The sequence below is a fragment of the Solibaculum mannosilyticum genome, from assembly GCF_015140235.1.
GTDB lineage: Bacteria > Bacillota > Clostridia > Oscillospirales > Acutalibacteraceae > Solibaculum > Solibaculum mannosilyticum.
Genome location: NZ_AP023321.1, coordinates 2,026,877 through 2,043,142, shown reverse-complemented (window position 1 = coordinate 2,043,142; position 16,266 = coordinate 2,026,877). Strand labels below are relative to the sequence as shown.

At 52.2% G+C, this 16,266-nt stretch carries 26 protein-coding genes; 20 read left to right on the top strand and 6 right to left on the bottom strand.

Features of this window, described 5'->3' with window-relative positions; all coding sequences use genetic code 11:
- Nucleotides 1-9: 9 nt before the first annotated feature.
- From rplX to rplQ, 20 genes are all read left to right on the top strand, one after another.
- Nucleotides 10-333: a 50S ribosomal protein L24 gene (rplX, locus tag C12CBH8_RS09515; protein WP_090265321.1), complete on the top strand. Its 324-nt coding sequence runs from the start codon at nt 10-12 to the stop codon at nt 331-333.
- A 12-nt stretch (nt 334-345) separates the two neighbouring features.
- Entirely contained in the window at nt 346-885 is a 540-nt protein-coding gene (gene rplE / locus C12CBH8_RS09510) for a 50S ribosomal protein L5 (protein WP_090265323.1), read from the top strand.
- A gap of 12 nt (nt 886-897) precedes the next feature.
- Entirely contained in the window at nt 898-1,083 is a 186-nt protein-coding gene (locus C12CBH8_RS09505; RefSeq protein WP_090265324.1) for a type Z 30S ribosomal protein S14, read from the top strand.
- A gap of 56 nt (nt 1,084-1,139) precedes the next feature.
- Entirely contained in the window at nt 1,140-1,538 is a 399-nt protein-coding gene (gene rpsH, locus C12CBH8_RS09500) for a 30S ribosomal protein S8 (RefSeq protein WP_090265326.1), read from the top strand.
- A 14-nt stretch (nt 1,539-1,552) separates the two neighbouring features.
- Nucleotides 1,553-2,092, top strand: coding sequence for a 50S ribosomal protein L6 (rplF, locus tag C12CBH8_RS09495; RefSeq protein WP_090265328.1), 540 nt, complete (start codon nt 1,553-1,555; stop codon nt 2,090-2,092).
- A gap of 13 nt (nt 2,093-2,105) precedes the next feature.
- Nucleotides 2,106-2,465, top strand: a complete 360-nt coding sequence (rplR, locus tag C12CBH8_RS09490; protein WP_090265330.1) for a 50S ribosomal protein L18 — start codon at nt 2,106-2,108, stop codon at nt 2,463-2,465.
- Between the two features lie 16 nt (nt 2,466-2,481).
- Complete coding sequence (rpsE, locus tag C12CBH8_RS09485) at nt 2,482-2,982, top strand: 30S ribosomal protein S5 (protein WP_090265331.1); 501 nt, start codon at nt 2,482-2,484, stop codon at nt 2,980-2,982.
- A 13-nt stretch (nt 2,983-2,995) separates the two neighbouring features.
- A complete protein-coding gene (gene rpmD, locus C12CBH8_RS09480) occupies nt 2,996-3,175 on the top strand; it encodes a 50S ribosomal protein L30 (RefSeq protein ID WP_090265333.1) in 180 nt (59 codons plus the stop codon).
- Between the two features lie 18 nt (nt 3,176-3,193).
- Complete coding sequence (rplO, locus tag C12CBH8_RS09475) at nt 3,194-3,634, top strand: 50S ribosomal protein L15 (RefSeq protein ID WP_099322668.1); 441 nt, start codon at nt 3,194-3,196, stop codon at nt 3,632-3,634.
- A 1-nt stretch (nt 3,635) separates the two neighbouring features.
- The gene (secY, locus tag C12CBH8_RS09470; RefSeq protein WP_215533103.1) at nt 3,636-4,934 is read left to right on the top strand and encodes a preprotein translocase subunit SecY; all 1,299 of its coding nucleotides are present in this window, start codon (nt 3,636-3,638) and stop codon (nt 4,932-4,934) included.
- A 109-nt stretch (nt 4,935-5,043) separates the two neighbouring features.
- On the top strand, nt 5,044-5,676 hold the full coding sequence (locus C12CBH8_RS09465; protein WP_090265338.1) for an adenylate kinase: 633 nt from the start codon (nt 5,044-5,046) through the stop codon (nt 5,674-5,676).
- Nucleotides 5,677-5,679: 3 nt separating this feature from the next.
- Nucleotides 5,680-6,432 carry a type I methionyl aminopeptidase gene (map, locus tag C12CBH8_RS09460; RefSeq protein ID WP_090265340.1) on the top strand — a complete coding sequence of 251 codons (753 nt, stop codon included), beginning with the start codon at nt 5,680-5,682 and terminating at the stop codon, nt 6,430-6,432.
- Between the two features lie 14 nt (nt 6,433-6,446).
- Nucleotides 6,447-6,701, top strand: a complete 255-nt coding sequence (locus C12CBH8_RS09455; RefSeq protein ID WP_246441487.1) for a KOW domain-containing RNA-binding protein — start codon at nt 6,447-6,449, stop codon at nt 6,699-6,701.
- 14 nt (nt 6,702-6,715) lie between these two features.
- Nucleotides 6,716-6,934, top strand: coding sequence for a translation initiation factor IF-1 (gene infA, locus C12CBH8_RS09450; protein ID WP_090265342.1), 219 nt, complete (start codon nt 6,716-6,718; stop codon nt 6,932-6,934).
- A 62-nt stretch (nt 6,935-6,996) separates the two neighbouring features.
- Nucleotides 6,997-7,110, top strand: a complete 114-nt coding sequence (gene rpmJ, locus C12CBH8_RS09445; RefSeq protein ID WP_000868342.1) for a 50S ribosomal protein L36 — start codon at nt 6,997-6,999, stop codon at nt 7,108-7,110.
- 29 nt (nt 7,111-7,139) lie between these two features.
- Nucleotides 7,140-7,508, top strand: coding sequence for a 30S ribosomal protein S13 (gene rpsM / locus C12CBH8_RS09440; protein ID WP_090265344.1), 369 nt, complete (start codon nt 7,140-7,142; stop codon nt 7,506-7,508).
- Nucleotides 7,509-7,522: 14 nt separating this feature from the next.
- Nucleotides 7,523-7,924, top strand: coding sequence for a 30S ribosomal protein S11 (rpsK, locus tag C12CBH8_RS09435; protein WP_215533102.1), 402 nt, complete (start codon nt 7,523-7,525; stop codon nt 7,922-7,924).
- A 20-nt stretch (nt 7,925-7,944) separates the two neighbouring features.
- Nucleotides 7,945-8,547: a 30S ribosomal protein S4 gene (rpsD, locus tag C12CBH8_RS09430; protein WP_090265348.1), complete on the top strand. Its 603-nt coding sequence runs from the start codon at nt 7,945-7,947 to the stop codon at nt 8,545-8,547.
- 85 nt (nt 8,548-8,632) lie between these two features.
- Nucleotides 8,633-9,583, top strand: a complete 951-nt coding sequence (locus C12CBH8_RS09425; protein WP_099322665.1) for a DNA-directed RNA polymerase subunit alpha — start codon at nt 8,633-8,635, stop codon at nt 9,581-9,583.
- Between the two features lie 45 nt (nt 9,584-9,628).
- A complete protein-coding gene (gene rplQ / locus C12CBH8_RS09420) occupies nt 9,629-9,970 on the top strand; it encodes a 50S ribosomal protein L17 (RefSeq protein ID WP_090265351.1) in 342 nt (113 codons plus the stop codon).
- Between the two features lie 174 nt (nt 9,971-10,144).
- Here the strand turns inward: rplQ and C12CBH8_RS09415 are convergent, their stop codons facing one another.
- The 6 genes from C12CBH8_RS09415 to C12CBH8_RS09390 all read right to left on the bottom strand — a co-directional run bounded on the left by C12CBH8_RS09415 (nt 10,145) and on the right by C12CBH8_RS09390 (nt 16,254).
- A complete protein-coding gene (locus tag C12CBH8_RS09415) occupies nt 10,145-11,761 on the bottom strand; it encodes an ABC transporter permease subunit (protein WP_215533101.1) in 1,617 nt (538 codons plus the stop codon).
- Between the two features lie 31 nt (nt 11,762-11,792).
- Entirely contained in the window at nt 11,793-12,533 is a 741-nt protein-coding gene (locus C12CBH8_RS09410; RefSeq protein WP_215533100.1) for an ABC transporter ATP-binding protein, read from the bottom strand.
- Nucleotides 12,521-13,501, bottom strand: coding sequence for an extracellular solute-binding protein (locus tag C12CBH8_RS09405; RefSeq protein ID WP_215533099.1), 981 nt, complete (start codon nt 13,499-13,501; stop codon nt 12,521-12,523). Before C12CBH8_RS09405 ends, C12CBH8_RS09410 begins: the two co-directional genes overlap by 13 nt.
- Before the next feature lie 342 nt (nt 13,502-13,843).
- The gene (locus C12CBH8_RS09400; RefSeq protein ID WP_090265358.1) at nt 13,844-14,083 is read right to left on the bottom strand and encodes a PF20097 family protein; all 240 of its coding nucleotides are present in this window, start codon (nt 14,081-14,083) and stop codon (nt 13,844-13,846) included.
- Between the two features lie 96 nt (nt 14,084-14,179).
- Nucleotides 14,180-15,088 (bottom strand): ornithine carbamoyltransferase, encoded by a 909-nt coding sequence (gene argF, locus C12CBH8_RS09395; protein WP_215533098.1) that lies wholly within the window; start codon nt 15,086-15,088, stop codon nt 14,180-14,182.
- Nucleotides 15,085-16,254 (bottom strand): aspartate aminotransferase family protein, encoded by a 1,170-nt coding sequence (locus C12CBH8_RS09390; RefSeq protein ID WP_215533097.1) that lies wholly within the window; start codon nt 16,252-16,254, stop codon nt 15,085-15,087. The genes argF and C12CBH8_RS09390 overlap by 4 nt, the downstream gene beginning before the upstream one ends.
- Nucleotides 16,255-16,266: the final 12 nt, after the last annotated feature.

The window sequence follows — 16,266 nt, the reverse complement described above, 5'->3', positions numbered from 1 at the left end:
GTGCGCAGTATGAAAAAGATGAACATCAAAACCGGTGATACCGTCATCGTCCTCAGCGGCACCAGCAAGGGCAAAAAGGGCAAGGTGCTGGAGGTTAGCCCCAAAGAGGGCAAGGTCATCGTGGAAGGCATCCATATTGTGAAGAAGCATCTGAAACCCCGCAAGATGGGCGATCCCGGCGGGATTGTCCAGGCGGAGGGCGCTCTTTACGCCAGCAAGGTTATGGTTGTCTGCCCCAAGTGCGGCAAACCCACCCGCGTCGGCCATAAGCTCTATCCCGATGGCACCAAAGACCGGATCTGCCGCCACAAAGATTGTGGCGAGGTTCTGTAAGGAGGAAAAGACATGGCCAGACTTAAGGATACCTATAAACAAGACGTCGCACCGGCCCTGATGAAGAAGTTCGGATACAAAAGCGTCATGCAGATTCCGAAGCTCGACAAAGTCGTCATCAACGTGGGCGCCGGCGAGGCCAAGGAAAACTCCAAGGCTATCGACGCCATCATCGGCGACCTGGGCCTGATCACCGGCCAGAAGGCTGTTGCCACCAAGGCTAAGAAATCGGTCGCTAACTTTAAGCTCCGTGAAGGCATGCCCATCGGCGTAAAGGTCACCCTGCGCGGCGAGCGTATGTATGAGTTCGTGGACAGACTGTTCTCAGTGGCGCTGCCCCGCGTGCGTGACTTCCGCGGCATCAACCCCAACTCCTTCGACGGCCGCGGCAACTACAACATGGGCCTGAAGGAACAGTTGATCTTCCCGGAGATCGACTACGATAAGATCGATAAGGTTCGCGGCATGGACATTTGCTTTGTCACCACCGCCAACACCGACGAAGAGGCCAGAGAGCTGCTGTCTCTCATGGGCGCTCCGTTCTCGAAGTAAGGAGGGTTTAAATTGGCCAAAACATCCATGAAGGTCAAGCAGAAGAGACCGGCTAAATTCAGCTCCCGAAGCTACAACCGGTGCAAGATCTGTGGTAGACCCCACGCTTATCTTCGTAAGTTTGGCATCTGCCGCATCTGCTTCAGGGAACTGGCCTACCGGGGCGAGATTCCTGGCGTAAAAAAGGCCAGCTGGTAAAGCTGCGAGCAGCCGGATGAGCATCCGGCGCACCATCAGCAAAGGAGGATAACGGTATGCAGATCACCGATACCATCGCGGATATGCTCACACGCATCCGCAATGCTAATTCAGCCAAACACGATACCGTTGATATCCCCGCTTCCAACATGAAGAAGGCAATCGCCCAGATCCTGTTGGATGAGGGTTATATCAAGAACTTTCAGGTTATCAACGACGGCAAGCAGGGCATCATCAAAGTGAGTCTCAAATACGGCAGCGGCAAGAGCCCGGTCATCACAGGCCTCCGTAGAGTGAGCAAGCCCGGCCTGCGTATTTACACAAGCTGTGAGGATATGCCCAAGGTCATGAAGGGCCTCGGCATCGCCATCATGTCCACCTCCAAAGGCATCATGACCGACCGCGAGGCTCGCAAAGAGCACGTGGGCGGCGAAGTGCTTGCTTTCATCTGGTAAGGGGGGAGAAGGAAATGTCGAGAATTGGTAAAAAACCCATTACCGTTCCCGCTGGCGTAGACGTCAAGCTGAACGGCAATGACATTACGGTCAAAGGCCCCAAGGGTACTCTGAACCGCACCCTTCACCCTGAGATGAAGGTAGAGATGAACGACGGCGTTATCACCGTCACCCGTCCTTCTGACGACAAAGAGCATCGTTCTCTTCACGGCCTGACCCGTACCCTCATCGCCAACATGGTGGAGGGCGTGACCAACGGCTTCAAAAAGGAGCTGGATGTCAACGGCGTCGGTTACCGCGTTCAGAAGCAGGGTAAAAACCTGGTCATGAACCTGGGTTATTCCCATCAGGTCACCATGTCCGAGGTGCCCGGCATCACCATTGAAGTGCCCGGCCCCAACAAGATTATCATCCTGGGTCCTGACAAGCAGCAGGTTGGCCAGTTTGCAGCGGAAGTCCGCGAGAAACGTCCGCCGGAACCCTACAAGGGCAAGGGCATTAAGTACGTGGATGAGGTCATCCGCCGCAAGGAAGGCAAGGCAGGCAAGAAGTAAGGAGTGAATCGCTATGGTAAGCAAGCCCGATAGTAATAAGGCTAGACAGCGCCGTCACGCTCGCGTGCGCGGCAAGATCATGGGTACCACCCAGCGTCCGCGTCTGAATGTCTACCGCTCCCTCAGCCATATCTACGCCCAGATTATCGACGACGTCCAGGGCGTAACCCTTGCGGCCGCCTCCAGCGTAGAGAAGGAGTTTAAGGGATACGGCGGGAACAAACAGGCAGCCCGTGAAGTGGGCAAGATGATCGCCAAACGCGCCGCTGACAAGGGCATCACTGAAGTGGTGTTTGACCGCGGTGGTTACATCTATCACGGCCGTGTGCAAGAGCTGGCCGAGGGCGCCCGTGAGGGCGGCCTGAAATTCTAAGGGAGGAGGAATCTGAATGGACAGGATTGACGCATCAACCATGGAACTGCAAGAGCGTGTTGTAGCCATCAACCGCGTATCTAAGACGGTCAAGGGCGGCCGTATCTTCAAGTTTGCCGCACTGGTCGTGGTAGGCGACGGCAATGGCACCGTAGGTTTCGGCCTCGGAAAAGCAGGCGAAGTTCCGGACGCCATCCGCAAGGGCATCGAAGACGCCAAGAAGAACCTGGTCAAGGTTTCCCTCCGCGGATCCACCATTCCCCACGAGGTTCTGGGAACCTACGGCGCAGGCACCGTGCTGCTGAAGCCGGCTGCTCCTGGTACCGGTGTAATCGCCGGCGGCGCTGTACGTGCCGTGGTGGAAATGGCTGGTATTAAAGATATCCGTACCAAAGCTCTGCGCAGCAACAATCCCTGCAACGTAGTGCAAGCCACTATGGAGGGCCTCAAGTCCCTGCGTAGTGCCGACCAGGTTGCCGCCATCCGCGGTAAGTCGGTCAAGGAAATTTTGGGTTAAGGAGGCGGACTAAATGGCACAAATTAAGGTCAAGCTGGTCAAGAGTCTGATCGGCAGCAAAAAGGATCAAATCGCCACCGCCCAATCCCTGGGACTGAGAAAGATTGGCGACGAGACCATTCAGCCTGACAACGCCGCCACCAGCGGCAAGGTCACCAAAATTAGCCACCTCGTAGAGGTGTCCCAAGCGTAAGCAAGGAGGTGCAAGTCAATGAAACTGCATGAACTTTCGCCGGCGCCGGGCTCCAATCGCGAGGTCAAGCGCATCGGCAGAGGTCACGGTTCCGGCAACGGCAAGACTGCCGGCAAAGGCCATAAGGGCCAAAAAGCCCGTGCAGGCCGCGGAATGCGCGCCGGATTTGAAGGCGGTCAGATGCCTCTGATGAGACGTCTGCCCAAGAGAGGTTTTAACAACATTTTCGCCACCCGCTATGCAGAAGTCAACGTGGGTGCTCTGAACGCCTTTGAGGCGGGCTCTGTGGTAGACACTGAAGCTTTGAAGAAAGCAGGTGTTATCAAAAAGGCATACGATGGCGTAAAAGTGCTGGGCAACGGCAAAGTAGAAAAGGCCATCACCGTCCAGGCCGCCGCTTTCTCGAAATCCGCAAAGGAGAAGATCGAGGCTGCTGGCGGAAAGGCCGAGGTGATCTAACATGTTTGAAACCTTCCGCAATGCATGGAAGATCGCAGACCTGAGAAAAAAGCTTTTATTTACACTTTTCATCGTGATCATTTTCCGAATCGGCGCGGCCATCCCAGTGCCGTTTATCGATGCGGATTCGCTGAAAGCCCTCATGGAGGATATGAGTGCCAACAGCAGTAACCTTCTGGGTTACTTTAACATGATCTCCGGTGGCGGACTGGAAAAAGCAACTTTATTTGCCATGTCCATCACCCCCTACATCAATGCATCCATTATCATTCAGCTGTTGACCGTCGCTATCCCGCCGCTGGAACGTATGGCAAAAGAAGGCGAAGAAGGCCGCAAACGCATCGCTCAGATCACCCGATATACCACCATTGCTTTGGGCTTAATTCAAGCCACCGCCTACTTCTTCTATTTGAAGCAGTCGGACATTTTAGTGTACGACGAAGGCGGCGCTTTGGTCTTCAGTGCATTTGTCATCATCCTGGTCCTTACAGCCGGTTCGGCTTTGATGATGTGGCTGGGCGAGCAAATCAATGATAAGGGCATCGGCAACGGTATCTCGATCCTGCTGTTTGCCGGTATCGTCTCCCGCGGACCGTCCATGGTCATGCAGCTGTACCAGTACCTGCAATTGGGCGGCCAGTACTACATCCTGGTGCCGGTGGTTGTGATCATCTTCATCCTGATCATCGCCTTCATCGTCCTGATGACCGACGCCGAACGCCGCATCCCTGTCCAGTACGCCAAGCGCGTGGTGGGCCGCAAGATGTACGGCGGTCAGTCCACCCACATTCCGGTCAAGGTCAATATGTCCGGCGTGCTGCCGATCATTTTCGCATCCTCCTTCCTCTCGATCCCCAGCACCATCGACATGTTCGTCAACCAGACCCCGGGTGGCTTCTGGGACGGCTTCTTCAATGCCTTCTCCCCCAGCGGCGCTTTGTACGCTATCCTTTACTTCCTCTTAATCATTTTCTTCAGCTACTTCTATGTGTCCATCCAGTATAATCCCATTGAGATGGCCAATAATCTGAAGAAGAACAACGGCGCAATCCCGGGCATCCGTCCCGGCAAACCCACATCTGATTTCATCTCCCGCATTATCTCCAAGGTCGTGCTGATCGGCGCCCTGTTCCTGGGTGTCATCGCCATCCTGCCCATCGTATTCGGTGCTCTCACCGGTATGGGCGGCCTTTCCTTGGGCGGTACTTCGATCCTCATCGTCGTCGGTGTCGCCATCGAGACGGTCCGTCAGATCGAATCCCAGATGCTCATGCGCCACTACAAGGGCTTCCTTGAATAAGAAGAACCCTTCAAAATCGAAAAAGGAACCGGATGCCCGGCCAAAGGGCATCCCCGGTGGCAGCATCCGGTTTTCATTTTCACACCTCTGAAAAGGAGGAAACATTCTAATGAAACTGATTTTGTTAGGTGCTCCGGGCGCCGGCAAAGGTACCCAGGCACAGGTAATCAGCGAGACTCTTTCCATCCCCGCCATCTCGACGGGTAACATTATTCGTGAAGCGCTGAAAAGCGGTTCTGAGGTCGGCAAGAAAGCCAAGTCCTATATGGATGCCGGAAAGCTGGTCCCCGATGAAGTAGTGATTGAGATCATCAAGCACCGCCTCGAAGAGGATGACTGCAAAAACGGTTTTATCCTGGATGGCTTCCCCCGTACCATTGCTCAGGCCGAGGCGCTCGACCGCATGGGCATTGAGATCGACCGGGTTATCGATATCGAGGTCCCGGACGAAAAGATCACCCAGCGTCTGTCGGGCCGCCGTGTCTGTGAGTCCTGTGGCTCTTCCTATCACGTGGTCTACAAGAAACCGGCCATTGAGGAAGTGTGCGACGTGTGCTCCGGCACCCTGATCCAGCGTAAGGATGACCACCCGGATACCATTCGGGAACGGTTGATGGTTTATCATGACCAGACAGAGCCTCTTAAGAGCTACTATGAAAAGAAGGGCAAGCTCTTTATAGTAGAGGGTCAGGAAGAAGTGGCCGATACCACTCGTCTTACCCTGGCGGCTCTTGAGGATTAAGGCATGATTGTGCTAAAGACATCCCGCGAGTTACAGCTCATGCGGGAAGCGTGCAGAATCTCCGCCATGGCACTCAAGGTTGCAGGCGAGGCGGTAGAGCCCGGCGTGACAACCGCCGAGATCGACCAGATCGCCTATAAGCTCATCAAAAGGATGGGCGCAGAACCCAACTTTTTAAACTACAATGGGTTCCCTGCAACAGCCTGTATTTCTGTTAACAACGAGGTCATCCACGGCATACCCAGTAAATCCCGTGTTCTCAAGGAGGGCGACATCGTCAGCATCGACCTTGGCGCCAAGATCCACGGATACAACGGGGACAACGCCGCTACCTTCGCCTGCGGGAAGGTTTCTCCTGAGGCCCAGCGGTTGATGGACGCCACTCGAGAATCCCTTTACGAAGGGATCAAACAAGCCAAGCCGGGCAACCGGGTAGGCGATATCGGAAGTGCGGTCCAGCGGTATGTCGAGTCGCGCGGCTACTCGGTGGTACGCGAATATGTTGGCCACGGAGTAGGCGCACGTCTCCATGAAGACCCAAGTGTACCGAATTTCGGAACGCCCGGACGAGGCGTTCGGCTACTGCCCGGTATGACCTTGGCCATTGAGCCCATGATCAACGAGGGCACACACAAAGTCCGCACCCTAGCGGACGGCTGGACGGTGCTCACCCAGGACGGAAAACTGTCCGCCCACTTTGAGCACAGCGTCGCCATTACGCCGGATGGCCCGGTGATCCTCACAATCGCCGATTGAGAGGAGGAAGGGCTTTGCAACTGGTGAAGGGGCGCGTGGTGATGTCCACCGCCGGACGCGACCGATTGACGTTCCAAATCGTCTTGGAAGCAGCGCCCGACTCCGCCCTTGTGGTGGATGGGAAGGCAAGGCCTCTCCAAAGACCAAAACGGAAAAACATCAAACATCTCCGCCTTACGAGCACAGTCGTGCCGGAGGAGCAGATGAACACAAACCGTGAAATTCGCAGAGCCTTGCGTCCGTTTCAATCGGATGAGGCTGTCACTTGAGGAGGTTTTTCAACTTGTCCAAAGAAGATGTCATTGAGGTAGAGGGCATCGTCAAGGAAGCCCTTCCCAACGCCCAGTTTATGGTAGAGCTGCAAAACGGCAAAACCCTTCTGGCCCACATCTCCGGCAAGCTGCGGATGAACTTTATCCGGATCCTGCCGGGGGATAAAGTGACGCTGGAGCTTTCGCCCTATGATCTCACCCGTGGGCGCATCACATGGCGTTCCAAATAAAATAGATACGTTGAGGTTCGGCCCAAGGGCCGAAGCCCGGTTCCTATCAAGGAGGGATTACTATGAAGGTCAGACCTTCCGTCAAACCCATTTGCGAGAAGTGCAAAGTCATTAAGCGCAAGGGCAAAGTCATGGTCATCTGTGAAAATCCCAAGCATAAACAGCGCCAAGGTTAAGGCGCGATCAAATTTGGAGGTGCAAAACTATGGCGCGTATTGCCGGCGTCGACCTGCCTAGAGATAAGCGAGTCGAGATTGGCCTTACCTACATTTTCGGTATCGGCCGCAAGACCAGCAACGATATCCTCGCCGCCACGGGCGTCAATCCTGACATCCGTGTCCGCGATTTGACCGAAGACGATGTCTCCAAGCTGCGTGAGTACATCGACCATAACCTGAGAGTGGAAGGCGACCTCCGCCGTGACGTCGCATTCGACATCAAGAGATTGATCGAAATCGGCTGTTATCGTGGTGTCCGCCACCGCAAGGGACTTCCGGTCCGGGGCCAGCGTTCCAAGACCAACGCCCGTACCCGTAAAGGTCCGAAGAAGACCATTGCGAATAAGAAGAAGTAAGGAGGGAACCTAAGATGGCCGCAAAGACTCAAAAAAGAGCTACTACCCGCCGCCGCCGCGAGCGTAAGAACATCGAAAAAGGCGCGGTTCATATTCAGTCCACTTTTAACAACACCATCGTGACCATCACCGATGTGCAGGGCAACGCCATTTCCTGGGCATCTTCTGGTGAACTCGGTTTCCGTGGCTCGAGAAAGTCCACTCCTTTTGCCGCTCAGACCGCTGCCGAGACCGCTGCAAAAGCTGCCATGGAGCATGGCCTGAAATCGGTGGAAGTGTACGTAAAGGGCCCCGGCGCTGGTCGTGAAGCCGCCATCCGCGCCCTGCAGACCGCTGGTCTGGAAGTGAGCCTGATCCGCGACGTCACACCCATTCCCCACAACGGCTGCCGTCCTCCCAAGAGACGGCGTGTCTGATCGAAAGGAGAAACAAAATTATGGCTAGAAATATGCAGCCTATCGCCAAGCGCTGCCGAGCACTGGGCATTTCTCCTGCCGTCATGGGTTACGCGAAGAAAACGAGCAATCGCAACCCCGGTGGCCAGATGAGAAAGAAAAAGAGCGAGTATGCTTTGCAGCTGGCTGAGAAGCAGAAGGTTAAATTTGTTTACGGCATTATGGAGAAGCAGTTCCGCGAGTATTACGACAAAGCTTCCCGTATGGCCGGTAAAACAGGTGAGAACCTGCTGGTGCTGGTGGAGCGCCGCCTGGATAACGTTGTATACCGTTTGGGATTTGTCCAGACCCGTCGTGAGGCCCGTCAGGCCGTCAGCCATGCACATTTTACCGTGAATGGCAGAAAGGTCAACATCCCCTCCTATCTGGTCAAGCCCGGCGACGTCATTGAAGTGGTCGCTTCCAGCCGCAGCTCTGCCAAATTCAGCAAGCTGACCGGCGAGGATGCCCCCATGGTGATGCTGCCCCAGTGGCTGGAGCGTGAAAAGAATACCCTCAAGGGTACTGTTACCAAAATGCCCGCCCGTGAGGACATCGATCTGCCCGTCGAGGAGCATCTGATCGTCGAGCTCTACTCCAAGTAATGCCCATTTGTTTTTCATTGGCATCGCAGGATAGATTCATTATCACAGGCGTATTACACGCTTGTATCTGTCAAGGAGGGCTTTTATGATCGAGATTGAAAAACCAAAAATCGATACAGTTGAGCTCTCGCCGGACGGTTCCTACGGTAAATTTACCGTAGAGCCGTTGGAGAGAGGCTATGGTATCACCCTCGGCAACAGCCTGCGCAGAGTATTGCTATCGTCCTTGCCTGGCGTGGCCGTCATGTCGGTTAAGATCGACGGCATCCTGCACGAGTTTTCCACGATTCCCGGCGTCAAAGAGGATGTGACCGAAATCATCCTCAATATCAAAGGCCTGACGGCCAAGATTCATGGCGACGGTCCTAAAATTGTCTACATCGAAGCAGAAGGGGAGACCGAGATCACTGCCGGATCCATCAAATGCGATTCGGAAGTGGAGATCCTCAACCCCGATATGCACATCGCCACCTTGGGCGAAGATGGCAAACTCTATATGGAGATTACCATCGACAAGGGCCGCGGATATGTACCGGCCGAACGCAACAAGCAATTGATGCAGTCGGCCATCGGCGTCATCCCGGTCGACTCGATCTATACCCCTTGTGTCAAAGTCAACTTTAATGTGGAAAATACCCGCGTGGGCCAGATTACCGACTACGATAAGCTGACCCTGGAGGTTTGGACCAACGGCACACTCTCAGCCAAAGAGGCAGTATCTCTGGCGGCGAAGGTGCTGACCGAGCATCTCAACCTGTTTGCCGACCTGTCGGATGAGACCTTTGCCACCGAGATCATGGTGGAGAAGGACGACAAAGGCAAGGAAAAGGTGCTGGAGATGACCATTGAAGAATTGGATCTGTCGGTCCGGTCCTTCAACTGTCTCAAACGTGCGGGCATCAACACTGTGGAAGACTTGATCAACAAGTCGGAAGAGGACATGATGAAAGTCCGTAACTTGGGCCGCAAATCGCTGGAAGAAGTGATTGCGAAGCTCGCGGCTCTCGGCTTCTCCCTGAGCAGGGAAGAAGAATAATAGGAATCCCGAAACCTTTCATACTTCGCAAAAGGAGTGATTAGAATGCCCGGTACCAGAAAGCTCGGCAGAGCCACCTCTCATAGATTGGCAATGCTGAGAGCCATGGTGACCTTTCTCCTCGAGAAGGGCAGAATAGAGACCACCGTCACCAGGGCCAAGGAAGTGCGCTCCCTGACGGAAAAGCTCATCACCTTGGGAAAAGAACCCAGCCTGCACAATAAGCGTTTGGCCATGGGCTTTATTACCAAGGAAGCAGTTGTGAAAAAGCTGTTTGACGAGATTGCCCCCAAGTATGCCGATCGTAACGGCGGCTATACTCGCATCATCAAGACTGGTCCCCGTCGCGGCGACGCTGCCGAGATGGCTATCATTGAATTGATCTAAGTCCGGTTTTGTAGGACTCAAAAAGGCATCTTCCTTTTGGGAAGATGCCTTTTTATTTTGTCTCTATTACTCTATGCAATAAAAATAGGGAAGAAGAGAAAAGAAGGGCTACATCGTATGGAAAAAGGTCGGTTCTGACATCAGAACCGACCTTATAAAAGTGAAGGATAAGTGTCAATCGCGTTCGGATAGAAGATTACTATTCTGGTTTTCACCCTTGGAAATAGAGCGTTTGACAAAGAACACAATGGCTTTTCCTATCAAATTGATGACCAGGATAAGCAGGGATACCAGTGCCGTACCTTCGATAAAGGATTGGGACTCCAACTGTGGGATCAAGAGGGCCAAAGGCATGGTGCGGAAGTTCACCAGGAAGGAGACTGCCGAGATGGTGATCATAGCATTCACGAAAAAGTAACTGTACATCTCCACAATGGTGGCCTTGGTGCATGGGATATACACCGAGAAGAGCATCTTGAACCGGCTGATACCAAGAGTCTGGGAGACATCTTCCAGATTGGGATTAAACTTGGAAAGAGAATTGTAGGCAAGCAGATAGGGGGAGGAGAAAAAGTGGACAATGTTGACCAATACCAGGATAAAGATGGTGGAGTAAAAGGGCATGTTCTTAAAGGTAAGCGCAAAGGAAAGACCTAGAACGATACCCGGGACAGCCAGGGACAACATGCTGATAAAGTGAAGCATCTTGTTGGAGATTGATTTTTTGGACCGTGCTGTAATATAAGCCGAGAAATAGGAAAGGCAGGTTCCAAACAATGCTGTAAGCAGTGCGATGGCAAGAGAATTGATAAAATACATCCCAATTCCATCGGAAAACAGCTTGGTAATGGTGTCCAGAGAGAAGGACATATCAATGGGATACTGTTCGACAAAGCTCAAGCAAATAAAAGCGATAATGGGCAAACAGATCAGAATCAGAACCACGCCGAAGATGACATATACCAAAATATCCCGTTTCTTGTTTGGTTCAATGAGGTAGGACTTGGTAACCGTACTGCTGGAAGCGTTGATGCCGCTGTTTTTCAGATCCAGCAAAAAGGCGGCCACAGCCGGCAGAAGCAGGAGAATACCAATGACAGCACCGTTGGAGAAGTTCATCATACCGATAACCTCGCGGTACATATACACCGGCAAGGTCATGTCGGTTCCACCCGTCATCAGGGGGACGCCGTAGTCGGTAAATACCATGGTAAACACAGCCAACACAGCCGACAACATCGTGCGCCGCATGGACGGCATGGTGATGGTCAAAAACTGTTTCCATTTGGAAAGACCCAGCACACTGGCCGCTTCGTAGATGGTGTAGTCCTCGTACTGGAAGGAGTCATGGAACATGAGAAAAGAAACCGGGAAAGAATAGAGCACCGATCCCATAATGATACCGGGGTATCCATAGAGACCGATGTTGATCCCCAGAAGGTTGGTAATGAGGCCGTTGTCGCCAAAGAGGAGAACCAGCCCCATACCATGGGAGATACTGGGGATGAGCATGGGGATGGTAAACAAGACCACAAAGATAGATTTAAACCGGATATTGGATCGGTTGAGAAGCCATGCCAGGAAAAAGGACAGCGTAACGGAAATGACCGTTGCAGACAAAGTGGTAATCAGGGAGTTCTGAAGCATGGGCCAGAACTGCTGGGAGGAAAAGACACTTTGAATATGTTCGCCGCGGATGCTGCTAAATAAAATCAGAACCGGAAAGGCAATTGTAACCAGCAGATAAATTAGAAGCAGGGATTTTAATGAGAAAAATTTTTTATTATTCATGGCAATCCCGTCCTGTATAACGCAAGAGATCCTAGTACTTTTTATCCAATTGATCCACCACAAAGGAGGAAACGTAATCGCTGGCCGGGTTCTGGTAGATGGAATGAGGGGTATCCAACTGTTCCACATTGCCGCTGTTCATGACCATAATGCGATCGCTGAGGAAAAAAGCTTCTTCCTGGTCGTGGGTGATAAACAGCATGGTGGCGTGGAATTTTTTCTGTAGCGATTTTAATTCTGCTTTCATGATCTCACGATTGGTGACGTCCAATGCGGAAATGGGTTCATCCAACAGGATGATATCCGGATTCATGGCAAGAGTACGGGCGATGGCGACACGCTGTTGCTGTCCTCCGGAGAGCTGAGCCGGTTTTTTATTGATTTGATCCAGTAACCCCACCTGCTCCAAGGTGTGCATGGCGATGTTCTTTGCCTCTTTTTTGGTATCCTTGCGCAGGGTCAAGGCGTACTGCACATTCTGAAGCACCGTCATATTGGGGAACAAAGCGTAGTTTTGGAATACAATCCCCATCCCTCGGTCAAAGCTGGAAAGCCCTGAGATATCGGTTCCACTTTTTAGGATTTCCCCGCTGTCCGCCTTTTCCAGGCCGATGAGAATGCGCAATAAAGTGGTTTTGCCGCATCCGCTGGGGCCTAGGATGGAGAGAAATTCCCCTTCCATCAGATCAAAGGACAGGTTATTCAGCACGATTTTATTGTCATAACTTTTACAGAGATTCCGAACGGAAAGTTTTGGTGTTAATACTTCCATATGGACAGCAGCCTCTCTTTCTCTTCCACATCTTCAATTCCCGTCATATCGGCGTACTGGATGTCCTGTGGATAATTGGGGATGTTGTTTTTCTGATCTTCTAAAACCAGTTCTGGTGAAAAGTTTTCCTTGTCGTACACGAGGAAGTCGTTGATAATGTAGTCAAAAACTTCCGAAACACCGGTTTTATCCTGATGGCCATCGATGAGAGCTGTACCGGTCAAAGAGTAGGGGGAACCGGTAGGCGGATAAATAATCTCAAAAGGCTGCCCCTCGTTGATTTCGCTGACGGCCTGGAAGGTCATACCAAGACCAACCGCGACTTCGCCCTGTGTGAGCATCTTGATGGGGCCGGATCCTGATTCCGTGAACTGCTTAAGATTATCGTGCAGTTTGTCCACATAGGCCAGAGCCTCGTCTTCCCCCATGGTATTGACCCAATTCTTATAGAAAAAGTAGCCGGTGCCGCTGGACTTAGGATCGGGCATCGCCACTAAATTTTTATATTCCGGTTTGAGAAGGTCCTCATAAGTTTTAGGAGCCTCCAGACCATGTTTTTCCAAGACTTCGGTGTTCACAATGATAGCGCCGGCAAAACGTTCCCACGTTACCCACCGGTTCTCGTAATTCTCCGGGCCGAGGCCGTCGATATACTGGATGTTGCTTCTCCCCGAGATATCGGCAAGACTGTCTTGAATTTTTCTGAGATATCCCGTTTCGACGCCTACCAACATATCCACCTCTGTGTTTTTACCTTCCGTGAGTATTTTCGCAGCGGTTTTGCCGGTGGGCATGTACATGACGATAACATTGTACTGAGGGAACTTTTCATTGAGTTTTTCCTGCAGGCAGTCATTGCGGAACTGCTCGGCGGATGAACAGATCACAATACTTTCCTTTCCCCCAAAGTCGGCCATTAAAGTAAACAGAAGCGTTACAAGCAATAAAGCAACAATTCCCTTTTTCATACCAAACCTCATTCTCCACAAAATGCACGGCTTATTTTGCTGCTAAAACAACAAAATATTAAAAGTCTAATTTTCTATTCTGATCTGAACAGATAAAGCTGTTTTTCAGCCAAAAGGACACAATATTACAGTTCATATTTATTCATAATACTCTATTTTTAGAACGAAGTCAACACGAAGTATCCTTAATTGTTTCAAAAGCCATTGTTTTATTCAGCAGAGGAAAACCGATTTCAAAATTTCAAAGAAAAAGACCAAGTTGAACACTCGGCCTTTTTCTCATTTTATTCATTTCGTTTGCGGATAAGAACAAAAAACATCAAAGGGAAAACTAGGCTTCCCTTAGTAATCAAAGATGATCTTCCGGCAGGTCCCGCACAGGAAGGCGGGCAGCTCGGTGTGATTGATGCGGAAATGATAAGGGCCGTCCAACACGACACCGCCTTTTTTCTCAATGCTGTTGGATGTGTCTCCCAGCCAAAAACCCGGAGACTGATCCGGGGGCAAGAAGAAGAGTCCTACGCTGTTTTCCGTAACCACATTGCCTTGTTGCATCTGGGCGCCGCAAAAGGGACAATTCATACCAACCCCTCCTTATGATGAAAGAAACCATCTGTTGATCTGATTGTAGCACATCCCTCAAAGGGCAACAAGGCGCATCACTGCCAAAAGAAGAGATTATTTTTTCATCAGTTTGACCAGAACAGCCTTTTGCGCATGCAGACGGTTTTCCGCTTCGTCAAAGATTTCATCGGCGTGTTTTTCAAAGGTTTCAGCCGAGATTTCCTCCCCGCGGTGGGCAGGCAGACAGTGCTGGACCATGACGTCGGGAGCGCATACCTTGAGGAGCTCCTCGTTGATTTGATATCCGGCAAAGGCTTTCCGACGGAGTTCCGCTTCCTCCTCCTGTCCCATGGAAGCCCATACGTCGGTGAAGATGACATCGGCGCCTTCGGCCGCCTTTTTGACGTCGCTGGTCAGGCGGAATTTCTCCCCATATCCTTTGGCGAATTCCAATACGGCGGCGTCCGGACGATAGTCATCCGGCGTGGCAATGGACACCTGCATCCCCGCCTTGAGACAGCCTACAATAAGGGAATTGGCCATATTATTGCCGTCGCCGATGTAGCACATCTGTAGACCTTCCAGGCGTTTTTTATGTTCCCGCACCGTCATGAGATCGGCCAGCACCTGGCAGGGATGACAGAAATCGGTCAGGCCGTTGATGATAGGGATACTGCCGTAGGTAGCCAGATCTTCCACCTCTTGCTGGGCGAAGGTGCGGATCATGATGCCGTCCAGGTACCGGGAGAGCACACGAGCAGTATCTTGGACCGGTTCCCCGCGGCCGATTTGCAGATCGCGATTGGACAGAAACAGGGCGGTTCCGCCCAGTTGGCTCATGCCAACTTCAAAGGAAACCCGGGTGCGGGTAGAGGATTTCTGGAAAATCATACCCAGGGTTTGACCTTCCAAATAGGGATGTTTCATATCGTGTTTTTGTTCGTATTTGAGCTGATCGGCCAGATTTAAGAGTTCCAGGATCTCGTCGGTGGACAAATCCAGCAATTTGAGTAAATGGTTCATACGCTTAACACCTCATTTAATATGGTTAATCCTCGATCGATTTCCTCGTAGGAAATGGTCAAGGGTGGGAGCATCCGAAGCTTTGCCTTGGCGGTTAGGATCATCAGTCCTTTTTCCAAACAAGCGGCAGCTAGAGCTTTGCTGTCACCGTCCAGGGTGATGCCCAGCATCATACCTTTTCCTTCTATGCTTTTCACCTTGGGCATGGACAGTACCTTTTCTGTCATATACTGTCCCTTTTGCTCCACTTCTTTTAGCAGTGAATCGGTTAATTTGGAAAGTACCACCTGAGCGCCGGCACAGGCCACAGGATTTCCGCCATAGGTGGTGCCGTGATCACCGGGGCCTAGGACATCGGCACATTTCTCATCAAATAGGACGGCGCCGATGGGCAGCCCGCCGCCCAGTCCCTTAGCAAGGCTCACGAGATTGGGGCGGATGCCGTAGTGCTCGCAGCACAGAAGCTTTCCTGTGCGTCCCATGCCGGTCTGTACTTCATCCACCATCAGGAGGATATCCTGTTCTTCGCATAGTTTGGCGATGCCTTGGACGAATTCCTGATCCAGAGGGACGACGCCTCCTTCGCCCTGGATGAGTTCCAGCAGGACTCCGCCGATGGTATGATTGCCATTTAGATAAGCGGTAAAGGAGGAGAGATCATTGGCCTGGAAGAAGGAGAATCCGTCGGTAAAGGGATCGAAATACCGATGAAATACATCTTGACCGGTGGCCGAAAGGGTGGTGATGGTGCGGCCGTGAAAGCTGTTTTCCAGTGCCAGAATGGTGTGACGGCCTTTGCCGTAATGGTCGGCATTGTATTTCCGAGCGGTTTTGATCATGCATTCGTTGGCCTCTGCGCCGGAATTGCAGAAGAAAACCTTGTCCATGCCGGTGCGTGTGCAGAGGGTCTGGGCCAGTCCGATCATGGGAGCGGTATAATAGAGGTTTGAGATATGCTGGAGGCCCGCCGCCTGACGGCTTACAGCCTCCACCCAATCGGGATCCCCCCATCCCAGCGAATTGACGCCGATTCCGGAGGTGAAGTCGATGTATTCCCGGCCGTCAAGACCGGTGCATACGGCCCCTTTGCCGCTGACTGCCTGAAGGTCGAACCGGCCGTATGTGCCGGCAAGATAACGGCTGTCCAATGTTTTTAGATCATCCATCGTTTTACATGT